Here is a 24,327-nt window from a genome sequence, read left to right on the forward strand (position 1 = left end):
AATTTACACTAATAATTTTATGCCAATTTAGTAATTATGTACCTTGATTGTACTAATTGATTACGTAAAGATGAACATCACGTACATCATTTATAGATTTAAGGAATTTTGTTAAGTTTTTATGATAAGTTTTATTAGGATCATTTTCTTGAGTACACAGTTTTTCTGATTCACTGTTTTTATGATTTTCATCATCTGAAACTAATTTATTATATGAACTTGCAAAATCACCACCTTTTAATGTAAAAAGATGTTCCCAGTTATCTAATAAGTTTTTCATATATTCACGACCAGGTTCACAAGTTATTTCGTTTAGATTAATCTTAGCAAAACTGTATTTTTTAATTTTTTCGAATTTTTGAGGTTCGTAAGGGAAAATAAACTCATCTTTATCGCGTACTTCATCACCTAATAAATATTTGAGATAATCATTTTGTCGGTATAGTTTTCTTTTTATTTCAAAATTAGTCGTGTTTTTAGATAAATCTGCCTCTTCTTTAGGTAATTCTTCATCATATGAATAGTCCCAATTATTATCATATCTATCAATAATAACATCATTAATGAGTTTAGCAGGTAGGGTGAATTCTCTTCGAACACCATCAATAATTACAGGAATATTTCTAAGCTCCTTTCTTGCAACTTTTTCATATTCTTCGTTATTCGTATTTGGTGCTGCAAGAATGATAGAACGTACAAAATAATTACTCTGCGTTGGATTAATAAAACTAGTAGTACCTAATTTAGCGGGTTTGACAACAAAAGTTAACGTTTCATTGTTATAGGTTAAAGTATGTTTACCAAAATCAAATTCATAATCAATACCAGATCTTGCTGGAATTGTTAATTCAGTATTATCGATCTTTAATTTAATTTCATTTGCTGTTGGATTATCAATCCAACGATTGAGAGAGCCTTTTTCAAAACAACCCACAAGAGACAAGCTAGAAGCGAATAATAGGATATATTTTACTAATTTCATCACATTAAAAATTTTATAAGAATTAATTGTAAAGCGATTTTAGCACAATTTTAAAGTAACTTTCTAATCAATTCAAAATAACACCATTGTTTTGGCAATGAAGCTATACTGAAAAGTTTAATAACAATCTAGATATCTGAATGATACGTTAGAATTCTATTGATTACATTTTTATTTCAGAGGTGAATGTATACAGATGATTTATTTATATTCAATGGATTTGATAGCCTACTTTTCTTTTAGGAAGAAATAGTATTTAGTCATTTTTCTATATTTTCGGTGAATTTTCATGTGACACTGTCACGTTACTTTACAGTATAATAAATTAGCTTAGAGGAAAGTAGAAACAAATTCTATTAATTGTTTCGCATTAACAACCTTGATTTGTTATACACCATTCATTATTTGTTTCACAAGTCTTGCTAAGACTACATAGCTAGGCAAATAAATAAATCAAATCAAGCAAAGAGAGCTGTAAACAGATTGATATCAGCAAAATGTAGAATAGTGCAAACTTAATCGCGTTACAATTTTTGTTCAGTGTATGTGAGAATAAGTACTAATGAATAGATTGTTTTATTTATTGAGATGGGCGATTTAATTAATTTTTAAAACTATTATAGTGGATTATGTATAGTGGATTATGGTGCCAGTGGTCGGACTCGAACCGACACGCTTTTAAGGGCGGCGGATTTTGAATCCGCTGCGTCTACCGATTTCGCCACACTGGCATTGCTAGGTAAATAAAGTAAACGTTGGCATTATACTAAGCTCTTATTTCCTTGCAACTATAATTATTCATTTTCGCATTGAATGATGAAAAATTCACCTTTTCCGCGTAAACAGATAATAACTAAAGCCTAAAAATAGCATACTTGTAATTAAAGCACCTAGCATAGGAGATAAGCCAATATAAATAATAATCTTAGAAAATAGCGTATCGGTGATATAAAAAATAAAACCAAAAAAGACACCAGTAACGACTCTAATTCCCATTGGAACACTTCGCAAAGGTCCAAATATAAAAGATAGAGCAAGAAGCATCATTACTGTAATAGAAAGTGGTTTAAACATTTTCTTCCAGAATAAAAGCTCATAATTACTTGCATCTTGACCTGATAATTTTAAATACTGTGCATACTGATACAACCCAGATGCTGATAATGAATCAGGATCTTGTGCTACGATATTTAATTTATCAGGTGTGATAGTGGTTTTCCAATCCATATTAATATAGTTAGTATTTTGAATTTTATTAGCATTGGTTAAATCGGTTTTATCAACTTGCTGTAATTGCCAATGATTTTTTTTATAAGTACCAAAAGCTGCATGTGTAATTGCGGTTAAATTACCATTATTAACTGAATAGATATCAATATTTGAAATAGAATTATCTGCATTAACTTTATTTATATGTACAAACTCATTAGTATCCTTGACCCAGATACTATTTTGTGAAGCTAATAATGAACCACCATACAGTTTTTCAGATCGCATATTACGCGCTGCTTGCTCAGCTACAGGAGCGACCCATTCACCAACGGCCATAACAATTAGCATTAACGGAATAGCTGTTTTTAATACTGATTTGACGATATTAATGCGACCAAAACCAGCCGTTTCCATAACAATCAATTCACTCTTAGACGCTAATATACCAAGCCCAATTAAAGCACCAATAAGTGCTGCGATTGGAAAGAATAATTCTAAATCTTTTGGCACTAAGAACAGGGAATATAATGCTGCTGAAAAGGCATTATAATCTAACTTAACTCGTCTTAATTGATCGATAAAACGAATAATCACTGATAAACTAATAAGCAAAAATAATGTAATACCAATCATATTCAAAATCGTTTTGCCGATATAACGGTCTAAAATCGTAAACATGTCTGTATTTCCTTATGAAGCAAAACGAGTTGGTAAAAATTTATAACGCAATTTTCTCATTGGTAAACTATCCCAAATATTAAAGATAACCGCCAACATAAAATAACTACCATTAACAAGAAAAAACCAAAATGCCGGGTCAAGTCTTCCTTTAGCAGCATTAGCCTTAATTGAACTTTCTAGTAAAAAATAGATTAAATATAGCAAAATAGCAGGTAATACCCTCGCTAATCGCCCTTGTCTTGGGTTGGCCGCACTAAGAGGTATAACTAGAAAGGCCATTAATGGAGCAGAGATAATTAACGTCAAACGCCAAAAATATTCAGCTTGAGCCTTAGGTGTATTGAGCTGACGTAATTCACTTAATGAGATTTGATCAACATCATTTGCTTTTTTATAGTCTGATTCTTTCAATTCTTTTGTTTTGATAATACCTTGATAATGATTAAAATTCGATATACGAAAATCTTTGATATTCGATGTACCTTCGTAACGATTTGCATTATCTAGAATAATAATTTGATTGTTACTTTCATCAGACAGAATTTGACCTTTATTAGCTAAGATAATAGTAGGGCGCTGTGATTTAGAACGATTTGTAGTAGCAATAAATACATTTTCAATTGTATTATTTTTCACATTACCGATATAAATAACAGAATCACCTTGTGGCATTCTTTGGAATTGTCCAGCTAATAATCCGGCCAAACTTGGATTTAATTTAGCGTGTTCAACTAATTGCTCTTGCTGAATATCAGACCAAGGTCCAAACCAAACAATATTACTTATAGTAAATACAGATGTAATTATAGAAAGTAAAATAACGACTTGATAAATGATAGCCTTTTTAACGCCACAAGCATACATAGCTACCATTTCACTATTTGAATAAAAACGACCTAATGTAATTAAAATTCCGAGAAATAGGCTTAGTGGTAAAATAAGTTCGGCCATATCTGAGACACCCAACAATAATAACGGCATAACTAAATTTGCAGGGATATCACCATCAACAGCATTTGATAAAATTCTTATTAATTTTTGAGAAAAGAATATCATCAATAAGATAAAGAGTATTGCTAATTGGGTTTTTAGGGTTTCTTTTGTAATATATCGACGAATTATCACGCGTACTTTGCCTACAACAAATGTTTTATATGAAAATGACACAGGATTATAACGCGAAAATGTTCATTTCGTTATTAATTTTTGTTGATATCAATGTGTTTAACGTTAGAATAACAATCATTATTCTTTTTTTATTGAAATTTATAATCCGCATATCGAAAAACAACCACTATTTGTTGTTAATTTTAGCATATCAATTTGATTTGAAATAATATGCAAAATAAAATCAACTAGTTATTGCTTTTGATCAACCAGACTAATTTTGAGGTCATGTTATGAAGTTTGAGATTAAACACTATGATATATTTAAACAAGAAACGGACTGTTTAATTTTAGCCGTAGTTAACGGTGAAGAACAATCAGATCAGATTAAAGCATTTGATCAGTTAACAGATAATTTGGTAGCTAAACTAATTAAGTCAGGTGATTTCAAAGGAAATATTGGTGACACACTACCACTATATCATTTATCGCAGGTGGCAGCTAAGAAAGTATTATTAGTCGGGATTGGTAATTCGCAAGATAATCTATTAATCAACATACCTAAAATTACGAAAAGTATCGCTGATCAATTAGCTTGTTTAAATAGCAAAACAGTTAGTTATGCAGTAAGTCATATTACTGATTCATCCGTTTATCACTTCGTACGATTTTTCATAGAAAACCTTAACAATCATACATATCGATTTGATGAGTATCAAACGACAAAATCCAAGACCGTTATTACTGAAAAACTTGACTTAATTTTAGCTGATAATACATTGTTAAAATCTGCGCAATTAGCGGTTGATCATGGTCAGATTATTGCTAATGCTGTAAGTGCAACCAAATCACTCGCTAATCAACCATCAAATATATGTAATGCACAATATTTAGCGGATAGAGCTAAACAATTGAGTCTTGAACATGAGAAATTATCATTTTCTTGTTATGACGAACAAGCATTGGCATTATTAAAAATGGATGCCTATTTAGCTGTTGGTCGAGGTTCAGATAATGAGTCTATCATGACCATTCTAGATTATCGTGGTTCAAAAAATAAGAAAGATGCGCCAATTGTATTAGTTGGAAAAGGTTTAACTTTTGATTCGGGTGGAATATCGATAAAACCTGCAGCGTCTATGGATGAAATGAAATATGATATGTGTGGGGCTGCAACGGTATATGGTGTAATGAAAGCTATTGCTGAACTCAATTTACCGATCAATGTAATTGGTGTTATGGCAGGTTGTGAGAATATGCCAAGCAGCACATCTTATCGCCCAGGTGATATTTTGACAACACTATCCGGTCAAACAGTTGAAGTTATTAATACAGATGCTGAAGGTCGTTTAGTATTATGTGACGTACTGACCTTCGTTGAACGATATAAACCGCGTTCAGTGATTGATATCGCAACATTGACTGGTGCTTGTATTGTTGCGCTAGGACATCATTATACAGGTGTATTAGGTAATGATGATCAACTTGTTGCTCAACTAATAGAAGCATCAAAAAAAGCACATGATAAAGCTTGGGCATTACCTATGGATGATGATTTTCAAGCGCAAATCAAATCAACTTGTGCCGATATTGTTAATTCGGCAGGGCGAGATGGTGGGACTATAACTGCCGGTTGCTTTTTATCACGATTTACAAAAAATTACCATTGGGCTCATTTAGACATTGCCGGTACCGCTTGGAAATCAGGTGCTAATAAAGGTGCAACGGGTAGACCTGTTGCAATGTTAATACAATATTTGTTAGATCAATCTCATTAGGTCAATATGACTTAATGAAATATTTAATACTAAATTAGTTTGATTGGAGCAATAATGCTAAAAAAAGTTATTTTTTACTTAATTGAAAATGCAAAAAAATTTTCTATTGATAACGCATTATTGCCTCATGAAAAACTAGCTTGTGAACAGATTATATTAAATTGGCAGCAAGGATTACGAATTCTTGTTGCTTGTCAAAATCAAGAGCAAGCGGAAAGGATTGATGAATATTTATGGCAACTAAGTCCAGAGAGTTTTGTTCCGCATAATTTAGTAGGAGAAGGGCTAACCAATGGTTCTCCTGTTGAGATTGCATGGGTCGGCAAAAAGGGGAATGGTAATAGGCAATTATTAGTTAACCTTCAGGAACAATTCCCTGAATTTTCGCCAGCATACAATGACATTATTGATTTTGTTCCACCAGATGAGAACTTAAAAGCATTGGCAAGAGAGCGTTATTTAACTTATAAAAGTATGGGATTCAATATTAAAACTATTAAAGTTTCTGGTGGGTAATTCTACTATCTTATTGATAAATATAGTAATTTTTTAAATCTAACTCATTGACATATACGTTGATTTAATATTAACTAAATACATAGTTTTATGTATTGGTGAAATTTTCTAGTTAACCGAGGAGTTTTAAATGAGTATTTTGCAAAATATATTTTCAAAAATTATTCCATCATCATTTGGCAATGTCGTTGGTAATATCAAAGATAAAGTCGAAAATGCAGCTAAAGCAACGAAAGACGCAGTCACCAATCATCCTAATGAATCTAATCAAGCAAATCAATCTAACCAGACCCAATCATCAACTAACCAAAACCAAAATAATCAAACTAATTCAAGCAATCAAACACCACATATAGATGTCGTTTCGATCCTTGACGGTTTAGCAAAAAATAATCCTCAGAAACTTAATTGGCGTACATCAATTGTTGATATGTTAAAATTGTTAGGATTAGATAGTAGTTTAGAGGCACGTAAAAAATTAGCTGCTGAACTTCATTATCAAGGTAATACTAGTGATAGTGCTACAATGAATACTTGGTTACATAAAGAAGTAATGAAAAAAATTGCCGAAAAAGGCGGTAATGTAAAAGATCTTTTCTAAAATAAACTTCACTCTTTAATTCGATATTTATTTTAATTTTGCTTTTCATTTAAACATAAATATCGAATTTCTTCTATTGAACATTTTTGCCTATTAAATTGTAATTATTCCGTTTCTTTCTCAGAGCAAATTGTTGTAGAATAACGGCTATTTATTTATGTGCTTAAATTTTATGGGCACAGTTTCTTTATATTGGATTTGCAAAGTCACATGAAAATAACATTAGATAAAACATATAATCCTCAAGAAATAGAACAACCCATTTATACTCACTGGGAAAAAAGCGGCTATTTCAAACCAAATGGTGATAAATCAGCACCAAGCTATTGCATCGCAATTCCACCACCAAATGTAACGGGTAGCTTACATATGGGGCACGCATTTCAGCAAACCATCATGGATGCACTAATTCGCTACCATCGTATGCAAGGTGATAATACGCTATGGCAATCAGGTACTGATCATGCTGGCATTGCAACACAAATGGTTGTTGAACGTAAAATTGCAGCTGAAGAAAATAAAACGCGTCATGACTATGGTCGAGAACAATTCATTGAAAAAATCTGGCAATGGAAAGCTGAGTCTGGTGGTAGTATCACTAAACAAATGCGTCGTCTAGGTGATTCCGTAGATTGGGATCGTGAACGTTTCACTATGGACGATGGTTTATCTAATGCCGTTAAAGAAGTCTTTGTTCGTTTATATAAGGAAGATTTAATTTATCGAGGAAAACGATTAGTTAATTGGGATCCAAAACTTCGTACAGCAATTTCAGATTTAGAAGTTGAAAATAAAGAAGTTAAAGGTTCAATGTGGCATATTCGTTATCCTTTAGCAGATGGTGTTACTACTGCTGATGGTAAAAATTATCTTGTTGTAGCAACCACACGTCCAGAAACTTTATTAGGTGATACAGGCGTAGCGGTTAATCCTGAAGATCCTCGTTACAAAAATCTCATCGGAAAATATGTTTTATTACCTTTTGTTAATCGCCGTATACCAATTGTTGGCGATGAACATGCGGATATGACTAAAGGAACGGGATGTGTGAAAATCACACCTGCACATGACTTTAACGACTATGAAGTTGGTAAACGTCATCAATTACCGATGATCAATATATTTACATTTGATGGTGATATACGTGAACAAGCAGAAGTCTTCGATACCAATGGTGAACCTAGTTCTGTTTATTCTTCAGAAATCCCGCAAGAATTTAGAAAGTTAGAACGTTTTGCCGCTCGAAAAGCTATGATTGCGGCTTGTGAAACATTGGAAATACTAGAAAAAATCGAACCTCATGATTTAACAATTCCATATGGCGATCGTGGTGGTGTAGTCATTGAGCCAATGTTAACCGATCAGTGGTATGTTAGAGCCAAAGTGTTAGCTGAACCCGCTATTGATGCTGTAAAAAATGGAGATATTCAATTTGTACCAAAACAATATGAAAACATGTATTTTTCTTGGATGAATGATATTCAAGATTGGTGTATTTCTCGTCAACTTTGGTGGGGACATCGTATTCCGGCTTGGTACGATAATCAAGGTAATGTTTATGTTGGCCGTGATGAAGCGGAAGTGAGACGAGAAAATAATCTTGCTAATGATATTATCTTAAATCAAGATGAGGATGTTCTTGATACTTGGTTCTCATCAGCACTTTGGACTTTTTCAACTTTAGGTTGGCCAGAAAATACCGATGATTTAAAAACCTATCATCCAACAGATGTGCTAGTAACTGGTTTCGATATTATTTTCTTCTGGGTAGCCAGAATGATTATGATGACTATGCATTTTATTAAGGATGAACATGGTAATCCACAAGTACCATTCAAAACTGTTTATGTAACAGGTTTGATTCGTGACGAAGAAGGGCAGAAAATGTCAAAATCTAAAGGGAATGTCATAGATCCTTTAGATATGATTGATGGTATTTCTTTACCCGATCTACTTAATAAACGTACTGGCAATATGATGCAACCTCAGTTAGCTGAAAAAATAGCAAAACGCACTGAAAAACAGTTCCCAAATGGAATTGAACCACATGGTACTGATGCATTACGTTTTACATTAGCTGCTTTAGCTTCAACTGGACGAGATATTAACTGGGATCTTAAACGTCTAGAAGGTTATCGAAATTTCTGTAATAAATTATGGAATGCTAGTCGTTACGTATTAATGAATACACAAAATCATGATTGTGGTTTCAAAGGTGGGAATTTAGAATATTCTCTAGCTGATAAATGGATTTTAGCTGAATTTAATCAAACTATTAAATCTTATCAAGATGCTTTTGCAACCTATCGATTTGATATTGCTGCGAGTATTTTATATGAATTTACTTGGAATCAATTCTGTGATTGGTATTTGGAATTAACCAAATCTATTTTAAATAATGGAAATACAAATCAACAAAGAGCTGCTCGTCATACATTAGTTTCAATACTTGAATCACTATTACGTTTAGCCCATCCGATTATTCCATTTATTACTGAAGCTATTTGGCAAAATGTTAAAGGTATAATGAATATTCATGCCGATACCATTATGTTGCAAAAAATACCAAATCCTGATCATAGACATGATAATGAACAAGCGGTTTCTGATTTAAATTGGATTAAACAGGTTGTCATAGCAATTCGTAATATAAGAGCTGAAATGAATATTGCACCAAGTAAACCATTACAACTCTTAGTACGTGATGCATCACCTTTAGTTCATCGACGAATTAGTGACAATGTCACATTTATTAAATCATTGGCGAAGCTTTCCGAGATTCTTATTTTAGATGAAGGAGAGAAAGGTCCAATGTCTGTAACTAAATTAGTCGATGGAGCTGAATTATTGATTCCAATGGCAGGATTAATTAACAAAGCTGATGAATTAGCACGATTAAGTAAAGAAATAGATCGTCTTGATAATGAAATTAAACGAATTGATGGGAAGCTCTCTAATGCTAGCTTTGTAGATAAAGCACCTGAAGCAGTTGTAGCAAAAGAGAAAGAAAAACGTCAAAATTATCAAGATGATAAAATGAAATTACTTGATCAATATGCTTCAATTGAAAAACTATAACTAGGAGTGCTCAAAGTTACACCCTATAGCCCGTCCTTTGGACGGGTTTTTTTATGGTTTTTAATTTATAAACTATTGCTTGAAAAGATCACAATACGATCCTCTTTAAATAGGGGAGGGGGACACAATAAAAAGCCATATAAAAGTAATCTTCAATTAATCGTTATGTGACAATGTCACGTTTATTTAATATTAATGTATCTGACTGTGTTGTGAATATGATTTAGATTTGACTTATATATGTATATACGAAACTGATATGGTTAAAACGACATTCATTGTTTTAATAATCGCCATAAATCATAACTATATGAATTATTTAAATAATTTAACGATAAATAACATTCAGCAATAGGATTTTGTGATTAGTAAATTGATTTTATTTAAGTTATATTAAAGTTGCATTTAAATGCAAGTCTAACTTAGGAGAAAATCATGAGTAAACAATCAAACAATCCGCTAACTAAATACTATCACGACAAATTCCCAAAACAGAAACAGCCAGCTCCGGGATTACAATTTGAAATGAAGCCTGTTCCGGATTGTGGAGAAAAAAGCTATCAAGGTCATCAACGTTTAGAAGGCCTTAAAATGTTGGTTACCGGTGGCGATTCTGGAATTGGTCGAGCGGCAGCAATAGCTTATGCTAAAGAAGGTGCTGATGTAGCAATTAATTATTTACCTCATGAACAGAAAGATGCCGAAGATGTAGCTAAAGTGATTGAATCAGTTGGTCGCAAAGCTGTGCTCATTCCAGGCGATCTAAGTGATGAAGCATTTTGTAAAAAATTAGTTGATCAGGCTCATGAGAAACTTGGTGGATTAGACAATGTCACATTCGTTGCCGGAAAACAAACGGCTGTCGAAGATATAATGAAATTAACAACAGAGCAAATTAAGAAAACCTTTGAAATCAATGTATTCTCTTTGTTCTGGGTCACGAAAGCTGCATTAGGATATTTAAAAGCAGGTTCAACAATTATTACTACCTCATCAATTCAAGCTTATCAACCAAGTGCCAATTTATTAGATTATGCTTGTACTAAAACAGCTATAATTGCTTTCACTCGAGGCTTAGCAAAACAAGTTGCTAAAAAAGGTATACGAGTAAATAGTGTTGCCCCTGGTCCAATCTGGACACCGTTACAAATCTGTGGAGGTCAACCAAGTGAGGTGATCCCGGAATTTGGGAAACAAGCTCCATTAATGCGAGCGGGTCAGCCGGTAGAATTAGCGAGTTTATATGTATTTTTAGCGTCAGAGGAATCGAGTTATATTACGGCGGACACATTTGGTGTTACGGGTGGTATGCACATCAATTAAGATCGGAACGAAGATCGTTACTCTCTATTATTCAGGTTAAAAAACAAAAGGGCTTTAAGAAGTCCTTTTTATTTTATGACTTAATCAGAACTTGAAACCAACATAATAAAACGGGTACATATTTTTACCAATATAATTAAACGTCAAAAAAAACCATAGACTTAGTTTGTTCCCAGCACATCACACAAATTGACAAAACAAAGATAGAGCAGACATCAGACCATATAATTCATCAGCAAAGACTCGTGTTAAAATAGTTAATTTAACATAATATACATTATGCGAATTTATTATTTTTTTAAAAAGGATCTTAATTTATCAATGCGATCCTAGATAAAACGATCAAACTCAAAACCTATCCATCATAATCCAATTTTTAATTACGCCAAGTTTCCATAACTTTCCTTTTTCTTATCCAAAATATTTCTTATAGATTTATTCAAATATTCTGTTTTTGTAAAATTTGAACTTATAAAATAAAAAATTAATTTTCTTTAGCAATTTCTAGTAAATAAAATATGACTAAATTTTATTATGTTACTTGCCAATAAGATATGTTATTAATAAGATATTTCCAACCTAAAAACTTCGCATAACTCAACCAATCAAAAAACATATGTATACATGTTACTTATTACTTGCCAACAAGTAACAGACAATGACCGCACAATAAAGTAGAATTTATATCAACTATGCGGATTAGTTATCAAACAAGGTTATAAAAGGGGTTAAAGTGGATACTCTAAAAAAAACTATTAGATTAAAAAAGAAGAATCTGTTTCATTACAAGATAAAGCATTTTCTCTAACAAAAAGGCAATCTATCAGGGTAATAAAATTGTTTATCAAGAATCTAATATTGTTCATTATATAATTGATAAAATCTTAGAAAAAGTTGATATTGATGAAAATGGGAAATTAACTATAAGATAATTTTTACCATGGAAAACCATGGTAAAGTTCGGGTGTCACTTAATTGACGTCGAAAGTGATAGTATAAATAACAAGCTATTTGTAATATATTGTTACAAAATTAAACTATATTAATAAAAAGGATAAAAAATTATGAATATAATAACAGCAGACACTTTGCCTAATAATATGAGAATAAAAGAAATTCACGGTATTATTGAAACAACGTATCCAATTGAAATATCAAAAAAAGGATTTATTAGAGGTCTTGTAGAGCGCAATAAAAATGAACATCAAGAGGCTTATGATAATTTTGTTAATTCAGCCAAAGAGTTAGGTAACGGTAATACCATATATGGCGTAAAAATATCAACAGCAATTGGATCTTTTTCAAACGGTACATATCTTTATATAACTTATTATGGAACAATTGCTACCACAGAAATCATTGAGTAATAAATATTGATTCACATTTCGCATAATGACGTTATGCTAAATTCTTGATTGTTAGCCGACTGAGTCGGCCAACATTTAACAATCTGCGACTTCAACATAACGCATAACGCATAACGCATTTTACATTATGCGAAGTTTTTAGGTTGGAAATATCTTATTAATAACATATCTTATTGGCAAGTAACATAATAAAATTTAGTCATATTTTATTTACTAGAAATTGCTAAAGAAAATTAATTTTTTATTTTATAAGTTCAAATTTTACAAAAACAGAATATTTGAATAAATCTATAAGAAATATTTTGGATAAGAAAAAGGAAAGTTATGGAAACTTGGCGTAATTAAAAATTGGATTATGATGGATAGGTTTTGAGTTTGATCGTTTTATCTAGGATCGCATTGATAAATTAAGATCCTTTTTAAAAAAATAATAAATTCGCATAATGTATATTATGTTAAATTAACTATTTTAACACGAGTCTTTGCTGATGAATTATATGGTCTGATGTCTGCTCTATCTTTGTTTTGTCAATTTGTGTGATGTGCTTGGCACAAACTAACACTATGGGCTTTTTTGACGTTTAATTATATTGGTAAAAATATGTACCCGTTTTATTATGTTAGTTTCAAGTTCTGATTAAGTCATAAAATAAAAAGGACTTCTTAAAGCCCTTTTGTTTTTTAACCTGAATAATAGAGAGTAACGATCTTCGTTCCGATCTTAATTAATGTGCATACCACCCGTAACACCAAATGTATCCGCCGTAATATAACTCGATTCCTCTGACGCTAAAAATACATATAAACTCGCTAATTCTACCGGCTGACCCGCTCGCATTAATGGAGCTTGTTTTCCAAATTCCGGGATCACCTCACTTGGTTGACCTCCACAGATTTGTAATTATAATCAAGACAAAAACTTTATAGGCGATTTAAAAAAATTTTTAATGGAATTATAAATTATTTATTAATGTTGTTACCCAACCTTTAATTTTTTTTTGAAAAATGTTAATCTTTACGAAGATAGGCACAATTTAACAATAAGATATATAATCCTAATGCAAAATATTTATAAAACCATTCGCAGTAAGAGTTACTCAGTATCATGTGAACTATGTCGCATTGGTCCATCTATTTGCATACCTAAATTACTAAATAACGCTCTTGATACAGTGGTCAATTGTAAACATGCGGTTTCAAAGGATGAAATTATCGTTAATGAAGGTACTGCTTTAGATAGATTCTATATTATAAATGCTGGCGCATTAAAAACCTATATTACTGTCGAAGGTAAGGAGCAAATAAATGGCTTTTATTTACCCGGTGATATTATAGGTTTAGATAGTATTCATTCTTTAAAATATAATTGTTCAGTTAAAGCATTAACCAATAGCTTAATCTGTGAATTAAAATATGAAGAATTGATGACATTAGTATCACAAAATACTCATGTACGAGATACTTTATTTAAATTAATGAGTGAAGATATTCATGACTTTAAGAAGCTAATTTTGTGTTTTTCGCAAAAAAATGCTGAAGAACGAGTTGGAATGTTCATTTATTCTTTATATAGCAAATATGCCCGTCGGGGTCATGTATCCCTTAATATAAAATTATCGATGAGCCGTAATGACATTGCAAACTACCTAGGGTTAACTATTGAAACGATTAGTCGTATCTTGACTCGTATGCAGGATTTAAATATTCTAACGGCACGCGGTAAGTATATTACAATTAAAAATCTACCTGCATTAATCAAATTTGCTGAATATCACAAGTGACAAGGTCACAAACAGGGAAATGAATTTTATATGAAACTAATTAAGACATCTTACATAGCTACATTGTTAGCTACTATGATTGGGGTTGGTACTGCCAATGCATCTCAAGAATTAACACCTGAAAAAGCCGATTCACTTCAGTCTTTTAAAGAAATCTCTATTCGAGGATTATTCTATAGTGAATCTGATAGTGTTAGAGCAATGTCAAAAGCAGCAGATAAACAAGGTGCTGACTACTTTTATATTACGAGTACCAATGTAGCTCCAAGTAATGATGGATTAAGAATTGTTTATGCAAAATTATATAAAGCAGATGCAAAACCAGTTGATAAGACAGTAGAAAATTTCCGACAATTTAATGGTGTACTTGAATATCCAAAAGATACCGCTATTCATTATGAACCTTATGACATAATAAGATTACGTGGATACTTCCCTACTCAAGTTGAATTAAATAATGCTGTTGCTAAAGCCGCATCTAAAAAAGATGCTTATGCTTTTTTTATAGATAGATTAGTTGAAGTTAATGGTGGAAATAAACAAATTACTGCATATTTATTTAAAAAAGATGCTGCTGAAAGAAAACTTCAACCTGAAAATGCGATTCCTTATGATTCAGAAGCGGGTCAATTAGCTTTAGCTCAAGGGGGCGAAGCTGCAATGCAGGTAGAACGCCCAGGATATTATTCGTCATCAGCATTTAATGAACAATTTTATTCTAAAAAATTCAATAATTCAGTAATTGAAGATGTTAAGCAAGAACCAAATGTTAAAAAAGAACAAGCTGTAGAGAAAAACCAAACAATTGTGACTAATAACAATAAACCGGTCGCTTCTACAACTTTGGTCACCCCTACCCCATCTACGAATAATCAATTAGTAATTCCTCAAGTAAAAAGCTCTCGTTACACTGTAACGTTGCCAGATGGAACAAAAATTGAAGAACTTAATGATGGAACTGCGGCTAAAATGGTAGCATTTGATACAATTAAAATTAGAGGTTATTTTGTAACAGCACAAGAAATTTCTTATAAAGCTGGTAAGAAAGCAGCAGAAAATGGAGCTAAATATTTCCATATATCTCGAATTGCACAAGATTCAAAAGGACCAAATAAAACAATTTATATTGATCTTTATCGTTAACGCTATAAATATCGATTTAATAAATTAAATAAAAGAAGAGGATCACCCTCTTCTTTTTATTTCTCTAGTTCATCAAAAATTTGGTTAATCCGTTTTTCAGAAATTGGATATGGTGTGCCAAGTTGTTGGGCAAAAAGGTTAACTCTTAATTCCTCAATCATCCAACGTATTTGCTGAATTTTATTTTCTTGTCCTTTATATAAATTGCTATTTTTTTTGAGAAATAAATAGCGTTGCGTTACTCTTTCAACAATTATCAAATTATTACGATCTTTGTTAGGATCTATTAATAATTTTTCAATGCGTTTTTCTATTGCCTGTAAATAACGATACAGATCAGGTAATCGTTGATAACCAATATCACAGACAAACCCTTTATATATTAAATTAGATAATTGTTGTTTAATATCAGCAAATGCTAAAGCCTGATTTAAATCAACTCGACCTTTCAGCTTTTTATTGATTTGATAATTTAACGTTAATATTTTTTCTAGTTGTTGTGCAATATCGACGACTAATTCATTGATATTACTTTTCACTTTTTCTAATAAAGGCGGGAATAAATGTTGTTCATAAATAATACCTTCAGATTTTTGCTGAATTAAATAATCTATTCCACAAAAAATACAATCATCGATTAGGTCATTAATTTTGCCAAATGGATTAAAGTACAAACCTAATTTTGCTTTATTAGGAAGTTTCTCATGTAAATATTTAATCGGTGATGGAATATTCAAATAAATTAATCGCCTAATTCCCGATAACATTAATTGAGATTGGTCATAGGGATTGTCGACTAATTTTATTGCAACGCTATTACCTTCATCAATTAAAGTTGGATAAGCCTTGATTGTATAATTCTTTTTTCTTTGCTCATAAATAACAGGAATATCCCCAAAATCCCAATTAGTTAATTCTTGTTTTTCTATATCACTGTCAGTATGTTGAGTAACTTGTTGAAGAGCAGATTGAACTTGATCTTTCAATTGCTGTTTGATTTGATTCAAATCTTTACCAGCTAAAATCGTTTTATTATTATCATTAACTATATTAAATGTTATTTTCAGATAATCATCAACTAATGCTAATTGCCAGTTTTCACGATTTATTATGACGCCCGTCATTCTTTTAAACTCCTTTTCAAGAGTTACTAATAAATCTTCCTCACCAGGTTTGACTCTTTCCAGAAAAGCTTTGGCATAATTTGGTGCGGGCACTAAATTTCGCCGTAATGATTTAGGTAGGGACTTTATTAACGATATGATTAAGTCTTGACGAAAGCCGGGAACTTGCCATTGAAAAATAGTATCGTTGTCGATTTGATTTAAAACAGAAACCGGTATTGTAACCGTGACACCGTCACGTGCACCACCAATGTCAAAATGGTAACTTATTTTTAGTTTGATATTGTTATAAATCCAGTAATCTGGATAATCTTCAGTAGTTACTTTATTAGCATTAGGATTAATTAAGGTTTGTTTATCAAATAACAAATAATCTGGGTTTGTAAGATGCTCTTTTTTCCACCAACTATCAAAATGTTTGGTTGAAATGACAGTATGAGGTATTTTTTGATCGTAAAATTGAAATAATGTATCAACATCGACTAAGATATCTTGTCGCCTTGATTTATGTTCGAGTGTTTCAACTTCTTTAATGAGTTTCTGATTTTTGAGATAGAAATCATATTTAGCATCCCACTCCCCTTCTACTAAGGCATGACGAATAAATAGTTCACGACTCAACACAGGATCAATGTCGCTGTAATTGACCAAACGATTATTAACAATTGGTAAACCAAATAGTGTGACTTTTTCATTGGCAATAGTCGTTCCTTGCTTTTTAGACCAATGCGGTTCGTGATACTGTTTTTTTATTAAATGTTTAGCTAAAGGTTCAATCCACTCAACTTCAATTTTAGCAACATTTCGACCCCATAGTTTTGCTGTTTCAACTAACTCATTGGCCATACACCATTTAGGCGAGTTTTTAAATAAGCTAGAACCCGGGAAAATAGCAAATTTCATATTTCTAGGACCAAGATATTCAAATTTATCAATTTCTTTCATCCCAATATGAGATAATAAACCACTTAAAATTGATGTATGTATAGCTTGATAATCACTGTCATGATTATTAATTGGAAAATTGAGTTGCTTTATAGTTTGTCTAATTTGCGTATAAATATCTTGCCATTCTTTAATTCTTAAGTAATTTAGGAACTCCTTCCGGCATAATTGACGAAATTGATTATTTGTTAATGCTTTTTGTTGTTCTTCAATATATCTCCATAAATTTAAATAACTTATGAAATCTGAATTTTTATCTGCAAAGCGTTGATGTTTTTGATCTGAAGCTTGTTGTTTGTCAAAAGGTCTTTCCCTAGGATCCTGTATAGACAGTGCAGCAGTTATAATCATTATTTCTTTCACGCTTGCATGTTTACGAGATTCAACTAGCATACGAGCAAAACGAGGATCAATAGGCAATTGTGCTAACATCCGCCCTATTTTGGTTAAATGATAATGATTTTTCTTAGTATAAATTGCACCCAATTCTTCTAATAAACGGCTACCATCTTTTATATGCTTTTTTTCAGGCGATTCGATAAATGGAAATGCAGCTAAATTACCAAGATTTAATGCAATCATTTGTAAAATAACTGATGCTAAATTTGTCCGTAGAATTTCAGGTTCAGTAAATAAAGGTCGATTTAGAAAATCTTGTTCATCATATAAACGTATACAAATTCCATCTGAGGTTCGTCCACAACGACCTTTACGTTGATTCGCTGATGCTTGAGATATTGCTTCTATCGGTAAACGTTGAACTTTTGTGCGATAACTATAACGGCTAATTCTTGCCATTCCTGGATCAATCACAAATTTTATGCCAGGCACTGTTAATGAAGTTTCAGCGACGTTAGTTGATAAAATAATGCGTCTACCATTATGTGGGCGAAATATACGATTTTGTTCAGCACTTGAAAGACGAGCATATAAAGGAATAATTTCTGTATGGAATAGGTTTAATTTAGACAGAACATCGGCCAAATCTCGTATTTCTCGTTCACCTGTCAAAAAAATCAGAATATCACCACGATTATCTTCCATTGACAATTCATCAATTGCATTAATAATCCCTTGAAAATCATCATAATTATTTTCATCATCTTTCATAATAGGTCGATAACGAACTTCAACAGGATAAGTTCTACCCGATACTTCTATGATAGGTGCATGATTAAAATGACGAGAGAAACGCTCAACATCAATTGTTGCTGAAGTAATAATAACTTTTAAATCAGGTCTTTTAGGTAAAATTTGCTTTAAATAACCTAAAATAAAATCAATATTGAGACTTCTTTCATGGGCTTCATCAATAATAATCGTATCATATTGAGTTAATAACCGATCATTTTGGATTTCGGCTAACAATATACCGTCGGTCATCAGTTTTATTAGCGATGAATCTTTAACATTATCATTAAATCTGACTTTATATCCGACGATATCTCCTAATTCAGAGTTCAATTCCTCAGCAATACGAACGGCAACAGATCGGGCTGCAAGTCTTCTTGGTTGCGTATGACCAATAAACCCTTTGACACCGAGTCCTAGCTCTAAACAAATTTTTGGTATTTGTGTCGTTTTTCCAGAACCTGTTTCGCCTGCAATAATGACAACTTGATTATCATTTATAGCTTTATATATATCGGCTTTTTTTTGAGTTACTGGTAATTCTTCTGGATAACTAATTCTATTAGGTACCTTATGTAGTCGAATAAGATAATCATTGTGCGCAATTTCTATGCGAGATTTAACTGATAGTAAATCGGCTTCGCTCGCTAATTTCCTTTTAGATAAATCAGATAATTCTTTGATAAATTTCACTTTTTCCTTAATAGTGACAGTATCTAACTTATCAAATAATTCTTGTATTTGCTGAGAATTAAGCATATTTTGTAATAAAGTTAATTTCATGAAAATCTTCAATTAGTTATGTATTATAGCAAAATTTAAAGATTTTAAAAAAAACTATTACTTAGTTATGATTTTAATCATAATGACAAGAATATAGTGTTTTGTACCGACAAATGAGGAGTAAATGTATGAAAAATGTATTTTATTTATTAATGATATTAACTGGAACAATATTATTAAGCGGATGTGACGATAAAGATAAAACCGATATTATGAAAGAAGAGCTGCAACACCATCGTTTTTTACTAGTTAAGGCTAATGGTGAAAATATTGCACCTGAAAAACAAGCTTTTATTGAATTTAGTGAAAAATTAACTTTTAATGGAAAAATGTGCAATACTTTTTTTGGAGAAGCGTCTTTAAATAAAGATACGATAACCAGTAAAAACTTATCTTCTACACAAAAATATTGTAGTGATGATCAACAACTTAATAAACTTGATGGTATTGTCAGCGATTTATTTACTTATGGGGCTAAAGTCAAAATTAAACATGATTATGATACAACTTATTTAGAATTATCAAATAAGAGTAATGAACTACATTTTGAAGTTAAAGATTTAATGTAGTAATCTTCAAATTAAAGGGAGCAATGCTGTTTTTTAAGCTCCCTTTAGCACAAAAATTGATAAATTAAAATGATGTGAAACCAGATATTAACCTTATCTATTTTTTAATATTATTCCTAATGTTAATATTAAAAACATCTTACTTTAGCACCATATAAATCATAAAATTCTTTATAAAAAAAAATGTTGCGATATAATATAGCCAACGATTAAAATGGTTTATGAGTTCAACTTGTGAGTATATTATCATTAAAAAATACAGGTAACTTTAACAATATTGTTTTAACTTTGTTTTTATTATTCAAGAAACCATAATCTATTTATACCAATGCTTTGCCATTGGTTTTTTTATTTCCGATTTAAAATATTCCACTAATTTTTATTTTTAACATTAACTTAACAGCAGATATTAATATGAAAAAAACTAAAATTGTATGTACGATAGGACCGAAATCAGAATCTAAAGAGATGCTAACTAAACTTTTAAATGCAGGTATGAATGTCATGCGTTTAAATTTCTCTCATGGTGATTATAATGAACACGGAAATCGTATCAAAAATTTACGTGAAGTAATGCAAGAAACCGGGCTAAAAGCGGCGATTATGTTAGATACTAAAGGCCCTGAAATCCGTACTATTAAACTTGAAGGCGGTAATGACGTATCTTTAGTTGCAGGACAAACGTTTACTTTTACTACCGATAAATCAGTTGTTGGTAACTCACAACGTGTTGCTGTGACCTATGAAGGTTTCGCTGAAGATTTAAGTGTAGGTAATCGTGTTTTAGTTGATGATGGGCTGATTGCGATGGAAGTTACCGAAATTAAAGGTAACGAAGTTGTTTGTAAAGTATTAAATAATGGTGACTTAGGTGAAAATAAAGGTGTTAATTTACCAAATGTCTCTATCAAATTACCTGCATTAGCCGAAAAAGATAAACAAGATCTTATTTTTGGTTGCGAACAAGGTGTTGATTTCATTGCAGCTTCTTTTATTCGTAAACGTTCAGATGTGGAAGACATCCGTAAACATTTAGCAACACATGGTGGCGAAGATATTAAAATTATTTCTAAAATTGAAAACCAAGAAGGTTTAGACAATTTTGATGAAATTCTTGATGCATCTGATGGTATTATGGTCGCTCGTGGTGATTTAGGTGTTGAAATACCGGTTGAAGAAGTTATTTTTGCTCAAAAAATGATGATCAAAAAATGTGTCAGAGCATCTAAACCAGTTATTACTGCGACACAAATGCTTGATTCAATGATCAAAAACCCTCGCCCTACTCGTGCTGAAGCCGGTGATGTTGCAAATGCAATATTAGATGGAACTGACGCAGTTATGCTTTCAGGTGAGAGTGCTAAAGGTAAATATCCTTTAGAAACAGTACAAGTTATGGCAACAATTTGCCAACGTACAGATAAAACAATTTCTGCATCTTTAGAACTGCAAGCTCTTGAAAAACTCAGAATTACAGCAGCTGTTTGTTGTGGCGCAGTTGAGATTGCTGAAAGATTGAATGCTCCTCTAATTATTGTTGCAACAAGAAGTGGTAAATCAGCTCGTGAAGTTCGTCATTACTTCCCGAAAGCAAAAATCTTGGCGTTATCTTCTAGCCAAAAAACAATCAATCAATTACTATTAAGTAAAGGTGTTGAGCCTATCTTAATCGATTCTATTAACTCTACTGATGATTTCTATCGTTTAGGTAAAGAAATGGCCGTTAAGTTAGGTTATGTGAAATCTGGCGATATCGTCGTAATGGTTTCTGGTGCGCTAGTTCCCAGTGGTACAACTAATACAACTTCCGTCCACCGTGTATAGTTAATTGATAACTTCAATTTGATTAAGTTTATTAAAAACCCGATGATTCCATCGGGTTTTTTATCTTTGATAAATACATTCTTCTATAGTTATATATGTTTCTAAATATGATTATTCGCAATTCAATTGTTTAATTTTAGTTGTTTCTTAAAATTAAACAATTAACTGAAACAAAAATTAGTTAATCTCATTTATTATTGACCAGATATTATTATCAGGTGATTTTGTTTTTTTTAATCACAATAATGTGCAAAATCAATTAATTTAAGTATAATCATTAATCATCAAAGTATATGATTGTGAGGCTAATCTAAAATTAATATGAATAGTGAAAATTTATATTTTCAGAAAGAAATAAGTTGGTTAGCTTTTAATGAAAGAGTATTACAAGAAGCCGCAGATCCAAGTAATCCATTAATTGAGCGTGTTCGATTTTTGGGTATTTATTCAAATAATCTTGATGAATTTTACAAAGTCCAATTTGCCAATTTAAAACGATATGTTTTAATTGAACAAGAAAAAGGCAATGCTTCTAATGCTAAGAATACGCTTAAATTAGTACATCAAAAAGTTATTCAAGCTGAGTTGAAATTCGAAACACTTTATAACGAATTACTTTTAGAAATGGCTAGAAATCAGATATTTCTAATCAATGAAAGACAACTCACATCTAATCAAGAAGAATGGATTAAGAAATTTTATAAACAAAATCTGCGACAGTATATCAATCCTATTTTACTTGATAGTCATACAGAATTGATCCAGTTTCTAAAAGATGATCATTCCTATCTTGGTGTTGAAATCATTAATAATAATGAAATTAAATATGCATTATTGGAATTACCTACTGATAAAATTTCACGTTTTGTCTTACTTCCATCAGATAGTGCTTCAAAAAATAAATCTATTATTTTCTTAGATAATATTTTACGTTACTGCTTACCAGATATTTTTAAGATTTTCTTTGATGCTACTGAATTCAATGCCTATTCTATCAAAATCAATCGCGATGCTGAATATGAGCTAAGTAGTGAAATGGATAGCTTATTGGAACTCATGTCTCAAGGATTAAAGCAACGTGTAACTGCTCAACCTGTAAGGTTTATCTATCAAAAAGATATGCCTAAAGCGCTCATGGAGTTATTGTTAACGAAATTAAAGCTAACTGAAAATGATGCAATGCAAGGTGGCCGTTATCCTAATCTTAAAGACTTAATGAGTTTTCCATATATTGGTCGAACGAATTTATTAAATAAAGTACTACCGAATTTGACATATAAACGATTTAAACAATTTCGTAATACCTTTGATACGATACGCGATCGAGATATTCTATTGTATTATCCTTATTATTCATTTGGTCATGTTTTGGAAATTATGCGTCAAGCTTCGTTTGATCCGAACGTGACGCATATAAGAATTAACATTTATCGTGTAGCTAAAGATTCTCGGTTTGTCCAAGCTGCTATTAATGCTGCCAATAATGGGAAAAAAGTAACAGTTGTAGTGGAATTACAAGCACGTTTTGATGAAGAAACGAATATCCATTGGGCTAAAACACTCATGAGTTCAGGTGTTAAAGTCATTTACTCCCAACCAAGACTAAAGATTCATGCTAAATTGTTCCTAATTGAACGTAAAGAAAATGAACGTATTACTCGTTATGCGCATATTGGCTCCGGTAATTTTAATGAAAAAACAGCCAAAGTTTATACTGATTTCTCTTTATTAACAGCCGATCCAATGATTACCGAAGAAGTTAAAAAAGTATTTAACTTTATTGAAAATCCATTTAAACCAGTTACATTCCATTATCTTTTAGTCTCCCCGCAAAATACACGTATGCGATTTATGGAATTGGTACAACGAGAAATTAATAATGCAAAATCCGGTAAACCGAGTGGTATTTATTTAAAACTCAATGCTATTACCGATAAAGAAATGATTAATAAACTATATGAAGCGTCTACAGCCGGTGTAAAAATTAGATTGATTATTCGTGGCATGTGCATACTTAAACCGCAGATTCCAAATTTAAGTGAAAATATTTTTGTGACTAGTATCGTCGATCGTTTTTTAGAGCATGCGAGAGTTTATATATTCGAAAATAATGGATTAAAAGATACTTATATCTCTTCAGCAGATTGGATGCCAAGAAACATTGATAACCGCGTTGAAGTGGGAGTAAAGATTTTAGATACAGGTATAAAAAAAATAATCCGAGATATATTCACAATCCAATCTAATGACAATGTTAAAGCTAGGATTATTGATCAAGACTTAAAAAATAATTACGTTCAACGCGGTAATAAGAAAAAGATAAGATCACAGATTGCTATTTATGATTATTTAAATCGTTTAGAAAATGATAAATAACGATTG

At 31.5% G+C, this 24,327-nt stretch carries 15 protein-coding genes, 1 tRNA gene and 1 pseudogene; 11 read left to right on the plus strand and 6 right to left on the minus strand.

Annotated elements, in window-relative coordinates:
- Window positions 1–52: 52 nt before the first annotated feature.
- From FPB0191_RS05805 to lptF, 4 genes are all read right to left on the minus strand, one after another.
- Entirely contained in the window at window positions 53–982 is a 930-nt protein-coding gene (locus tag FPB0191_RS05805; protein WP_039104613.1) for a hypothetical protein, read from the minus strand.
- A gap of 644 nt (window positions 983–1,626) precedes the next feature.
- Window positions 1,627–1,713, minus strand: a tRNA-Leu gene (locus tag FPB0191_RS05810).
- A gap of 94 nt (window positions 1,714–1,807) precedes the next feature.
- A complete protein-coding gene (lptG, locus tag FPB0191_RS05815) occupies window positions 1,808–2,872 on the minus strand; it encodes an LPS export ABC transporter permease LptG (RefSeq protein ID WP_039104615.1) in 1,065 nt (354 codons plus the stop codon).
- Window positions 2,873–2,884: 12 nt separating this feature from the next.
- Window positions 2,885–4,000, minus strand: coding sequence for an LPS export ABC transporter permease LptF (lptF, locus tag FPB0191_RS05820; RefSeq protein WP_039104617.1), 1,116 nt, complete (start codon window positions 3,998–4,000; stop codon window positions 2,885–2,887).
- Window positions 4,001–4,275: 275 nt separating this feature from the next.
- Here lptF and FPB0191_RS05825 point away from each other — a divergent pair, with 275 nt between their 5' ends.
- The 6 genes from FPB0191_RS05825 to FPB0191_RS05850 all read left to right on the plus strand — a co-directional run bounded on the left by FPB0191_RS05825 (window position 4,276) and on the right by FPB0191_RS05850 (window position 12,645).
- Window positions 4,276–5,760, plus strand: coding sequence for a leucyl aminopeptidase (locus FPB0191_RS05825; RefSeq protein WP_039104619.1), 1,485 nt, complete (start codon window positions 4,276–4,278; stop codon window positions 5,758–5,760).
- Between the two features lie 54 nt (window positions 5,761–5,814).
- Window positions 5,815–6,276, plus strand: a complete 462-nt coding sequence (locus tag FPB0191_RS05830; RefSeq protein ID WP_039104620.1) for a DNA polymerase III subunit chi — start codon at window positions 5,815–5,817, stop codon at window positions 6,274–6,276.
- A gap of 130 nt (window positions 6,277–6,406) precedes the next feature.
- The gene (locus FPB0191_RS05835) at window positions 6,407–6,877 is read left to right on the plus strand and encodes a DUF3597 domain-containing protein (RefSeq protein ID WP_039104624.1); all 471 of its coding nucleotides are present in this window, start codon (window positions 6,407–6,409) and stop codon (window positions 6,875–6,877) included.
- Between the two features lie 210 nt (window positions 6,878–7,087).
- Window positions 7,088–9,955 (plus strand): valine--tRNA ligase, encoded by a 2,868-nt coding sequence (locus FPB0191_RS05840; protein WP_039104626.1) that lies wholly within the window; start codon window positions 7,088–7,090, stop codon window positions 9,953–9,955.
- A gap of 435 nt (window positions 9,956–10,390) precedes the next feature.
- Complete coding sequence (locus FPB0191_RS05845; protein WP_039104627.1) at window positions 10,391–11,278, plus strand: SDR family oxidoreductase; 888 nt, start codon at window positions 10,391–10,393, stop codon at window positions 11,276–11,278.
- Between the two features lie 1,064 nt (window positions 11,279–12,342).
- The gene (locus FPB0191_RS05850) at window positions 12,343–12,645 is read left to right on the plus strand and encodes a hypothetical protein (protein WP_039104629.1); all 303 of its coding nucleotides are present in this window, start codon (window positions 12,343–12,345) and stop codon (window positions 12,643–12,645) included.
- Between the two features lie 721 nt (window positions 12,646–13,366).
- Here the strand turns inward: FPB0191_RS05850 and FPB0191_RS11995 are convergent.
- Window positions 13,367–13,546, minus strand: a pseudogene (locus FPB0191_RS11995) (SDR family oxidoreductase); the annotation flags it as partial.
- 157 nt (window positions 13,547–13,703) lie between these two features.
- Here FPB0191_RS11995 and FPB0191_RS05855 point away from each other — a divergent pair.
- Both FPB0191_RS05855 and FPB0191_RS05860 read left to right on the plus strand, forming a co-directional pair.
- Window positions 13,704–14,426, plus strand: coding sequence for a cyclic nucleotide-binding domain-containing protein (locus FPB0191_RS05855; protein ID WP_052236816.1), 723 nt, complete (start codon window positions 13,704–13,706; stop codon window positions 14,424–14,426).
- Between the two features lie 30 nt (window positions 14,427–14,456).
- The gene (locus FPB0191_RS05860; protein WP_039104631.1) at window positions 14,457–15,569 is read left to right on the plus strand and encodes a YdgH/BhsA/McbA-like domain containing protein; all 1,113 of its coding nucleotides are present in this window, start codon (window positions 14,457–14,459) and stop codon (window positions 15,567–15,569) included.
- A 56-nt stretch (window positions 15,570–15,625) separates the two neighbouring features.
- On the opposite strand, the gene hrpA is transcribed toward FPB0191_RS05860, so the two are convergent.
- The gene (gene hrpA / locus FPB0191_RS05865) at window positions 15,626–19,528 is read right to left on the minus strand and encodes an ATP-dependent RNA helicase HrpA (protein ID WP_039106761.1); all 3,903 of its coding nucleotides are present in this window, start codon (window positions 19,526–19,528) and stop codon (window positions 15,626–15,628) included.
- Window positions 19,529–19,680: 152 nt separating this feature from the next.
- On the opposite strand from hrpA, the gene FPB0191_RS05870 reads away from it, so the two are divergent.
- The 3 genes from FPB0191_RS05870 (at window position 19,681) to ppk1 (ending at window position 24,321) form a co-directional block, all read left to right on the plus strand.
- Window positions 19,681–20,121 carry an META domain-containing protein gene (locus tag FPB0191_RS05870; protein WP_052236817.1) on the plus strand — a complete coding sequence of 147 codons (441 nt, stop codon included), beginning with the start codon at window positions 19,681–19,683 and terminating at the stop codon, window positions 20,119–20,121.
- Between the two features lie 414 nt (window positions 20,122–20,535).
- On the plus strand, window positions 20,536–21,945 hold the full coding sequence (pykF, locus tag FPB0191_RS05875) for a pyruvate kinase PykF (protein WP_039104635.1): 1,410 nt from the start codon (window positions 20,536–20,538) through the stop codon (window positions 21,943–21,945).
- 321 nt (window positions 21,946–22,266) lie between these two features.
- Window positions 22,267–24,321: a polyphosphate kinase 1 gene (ppk1, locus tag FPB0191_RS05880; protein WP_039104639.1), complete on the plus strand. Its 2,055-nt coding sequence runs from the start codon at window positions 22,267–22,269 to the stop codon at window positions 24,319–24,321.
- Window positions 24,322–24,327 lie beyond the last annotated feature (6 nt).

The organism is Frischella perrara (assembly GCF_000807275.1).
Taxonomy (GTDB): domain Bacteria; phylum Pseudomonadota; class Gammaproteobacteria; order Enterobacterales; family Orbaceae; genus Frischella; species Frischella perrara.

What these genes read in the sequence shown, in the direction of transcription:
- FPB0191_RS05855 (WP_052236816.1), top strand. Translation starts at nt 13,704, where the DNA reads ATGCAAAATATTTATAAAACCATTCGCAGTAAGAGTTACTCAGTATCA.
- pykF (WP_039104635.1), top strand. Translation starts at nt 20,536, where the DNA reads ATGAAAAAAACTAAAATTGTATGTACGATAGGACCGAAATCAGAATCT.
- lptG (WP_039104615.1), bottom strand. Translation starts at nt 2,872, where the DNA reads ATGTTTACGATTTTAGACCGTTATATCGGCAAAACGATTTTGAATATG.
- FPB0191_RS05845 (WP_039104627.1), top strand. Translation starts at nt 10,391, where the DNA reads ATGAGTAAACAATCAAACAATCCGCTAACTAAATACTATCACGACAAA.
- FPB0191_RS05830 (WP_039104620.1), top strand. Translation starts at nt 5,815, where the DNA reads ATGCTAAAAAAAGTTATTTTTTACTTAATTGAAAATGCAAAAAAATTT.
- FPB0191_RS05825 (WP_039104619.1), top strand. Translation starts at nt 4,276, where the DNA reads ATGAAGTTTGAGATTAAACACTATGATATATTTAAACAAGAAACGGAC.
- FPB0191_RS05835 (WP_039104624.1), top strand. Translation starts at nt 6,407, where the DNA reads ATGAGTATTTTGCAAAATATATTTTCAAAAATTATTCCATCATCATTT.
- FPB0191_RS05860 (WP_039104631.1), top strand. Translation starts at nt 14,457, where the DNA reads ATGAAACTAATTAAGACATCTTACATAGCTACATTGTTAGCTACTATG.
- FPB0191_RS05850 (WP_039104629.1), top strand. Translation starts at nt 12,343, where the DNA reads ATGAATATAATAACAGCAGACACTTTGCCTAATAATATGAGAATAAAA.
- FPB0191_RS05840 (WP_039104626.1), top strand. Translation starts at nt 7,088, where the DNA reads ATGAAAATAACATTAGATAAAACATATAATCCTCAAGAAATAGAACAA.
- FPB0191_RS05805 (WP_039104613.1), bottom strand. Translation starts at nt 982, where the DNA reads ATGAAATTAGTAAAATATATCCTATTATTCGCTTCTAGCTTGTCTCTT.
- ppk1 (WP_039104639.1), top strand. Translation starts at nt 22,267, where the DNA reads ATGAATAGTGAAAATTTATATTTTCAGAAAGAAATAAGTTGGTTAGCT.
- FPB0191_RS05870 (WP_052236817.1), top strand. Translation starts at nt 19,681, where the DNA reads ATGAAAAATGTATTTTATTTATTAATGATATTAACTGGAACAATATTA.
- hrpA (WP_039106761.1), bottom strand. Translation starts at nt 19,528, where the DNA reads ATGCTTAATTCTCAGCAAATACAAGAATTATTTGATAAGTTAGATACT.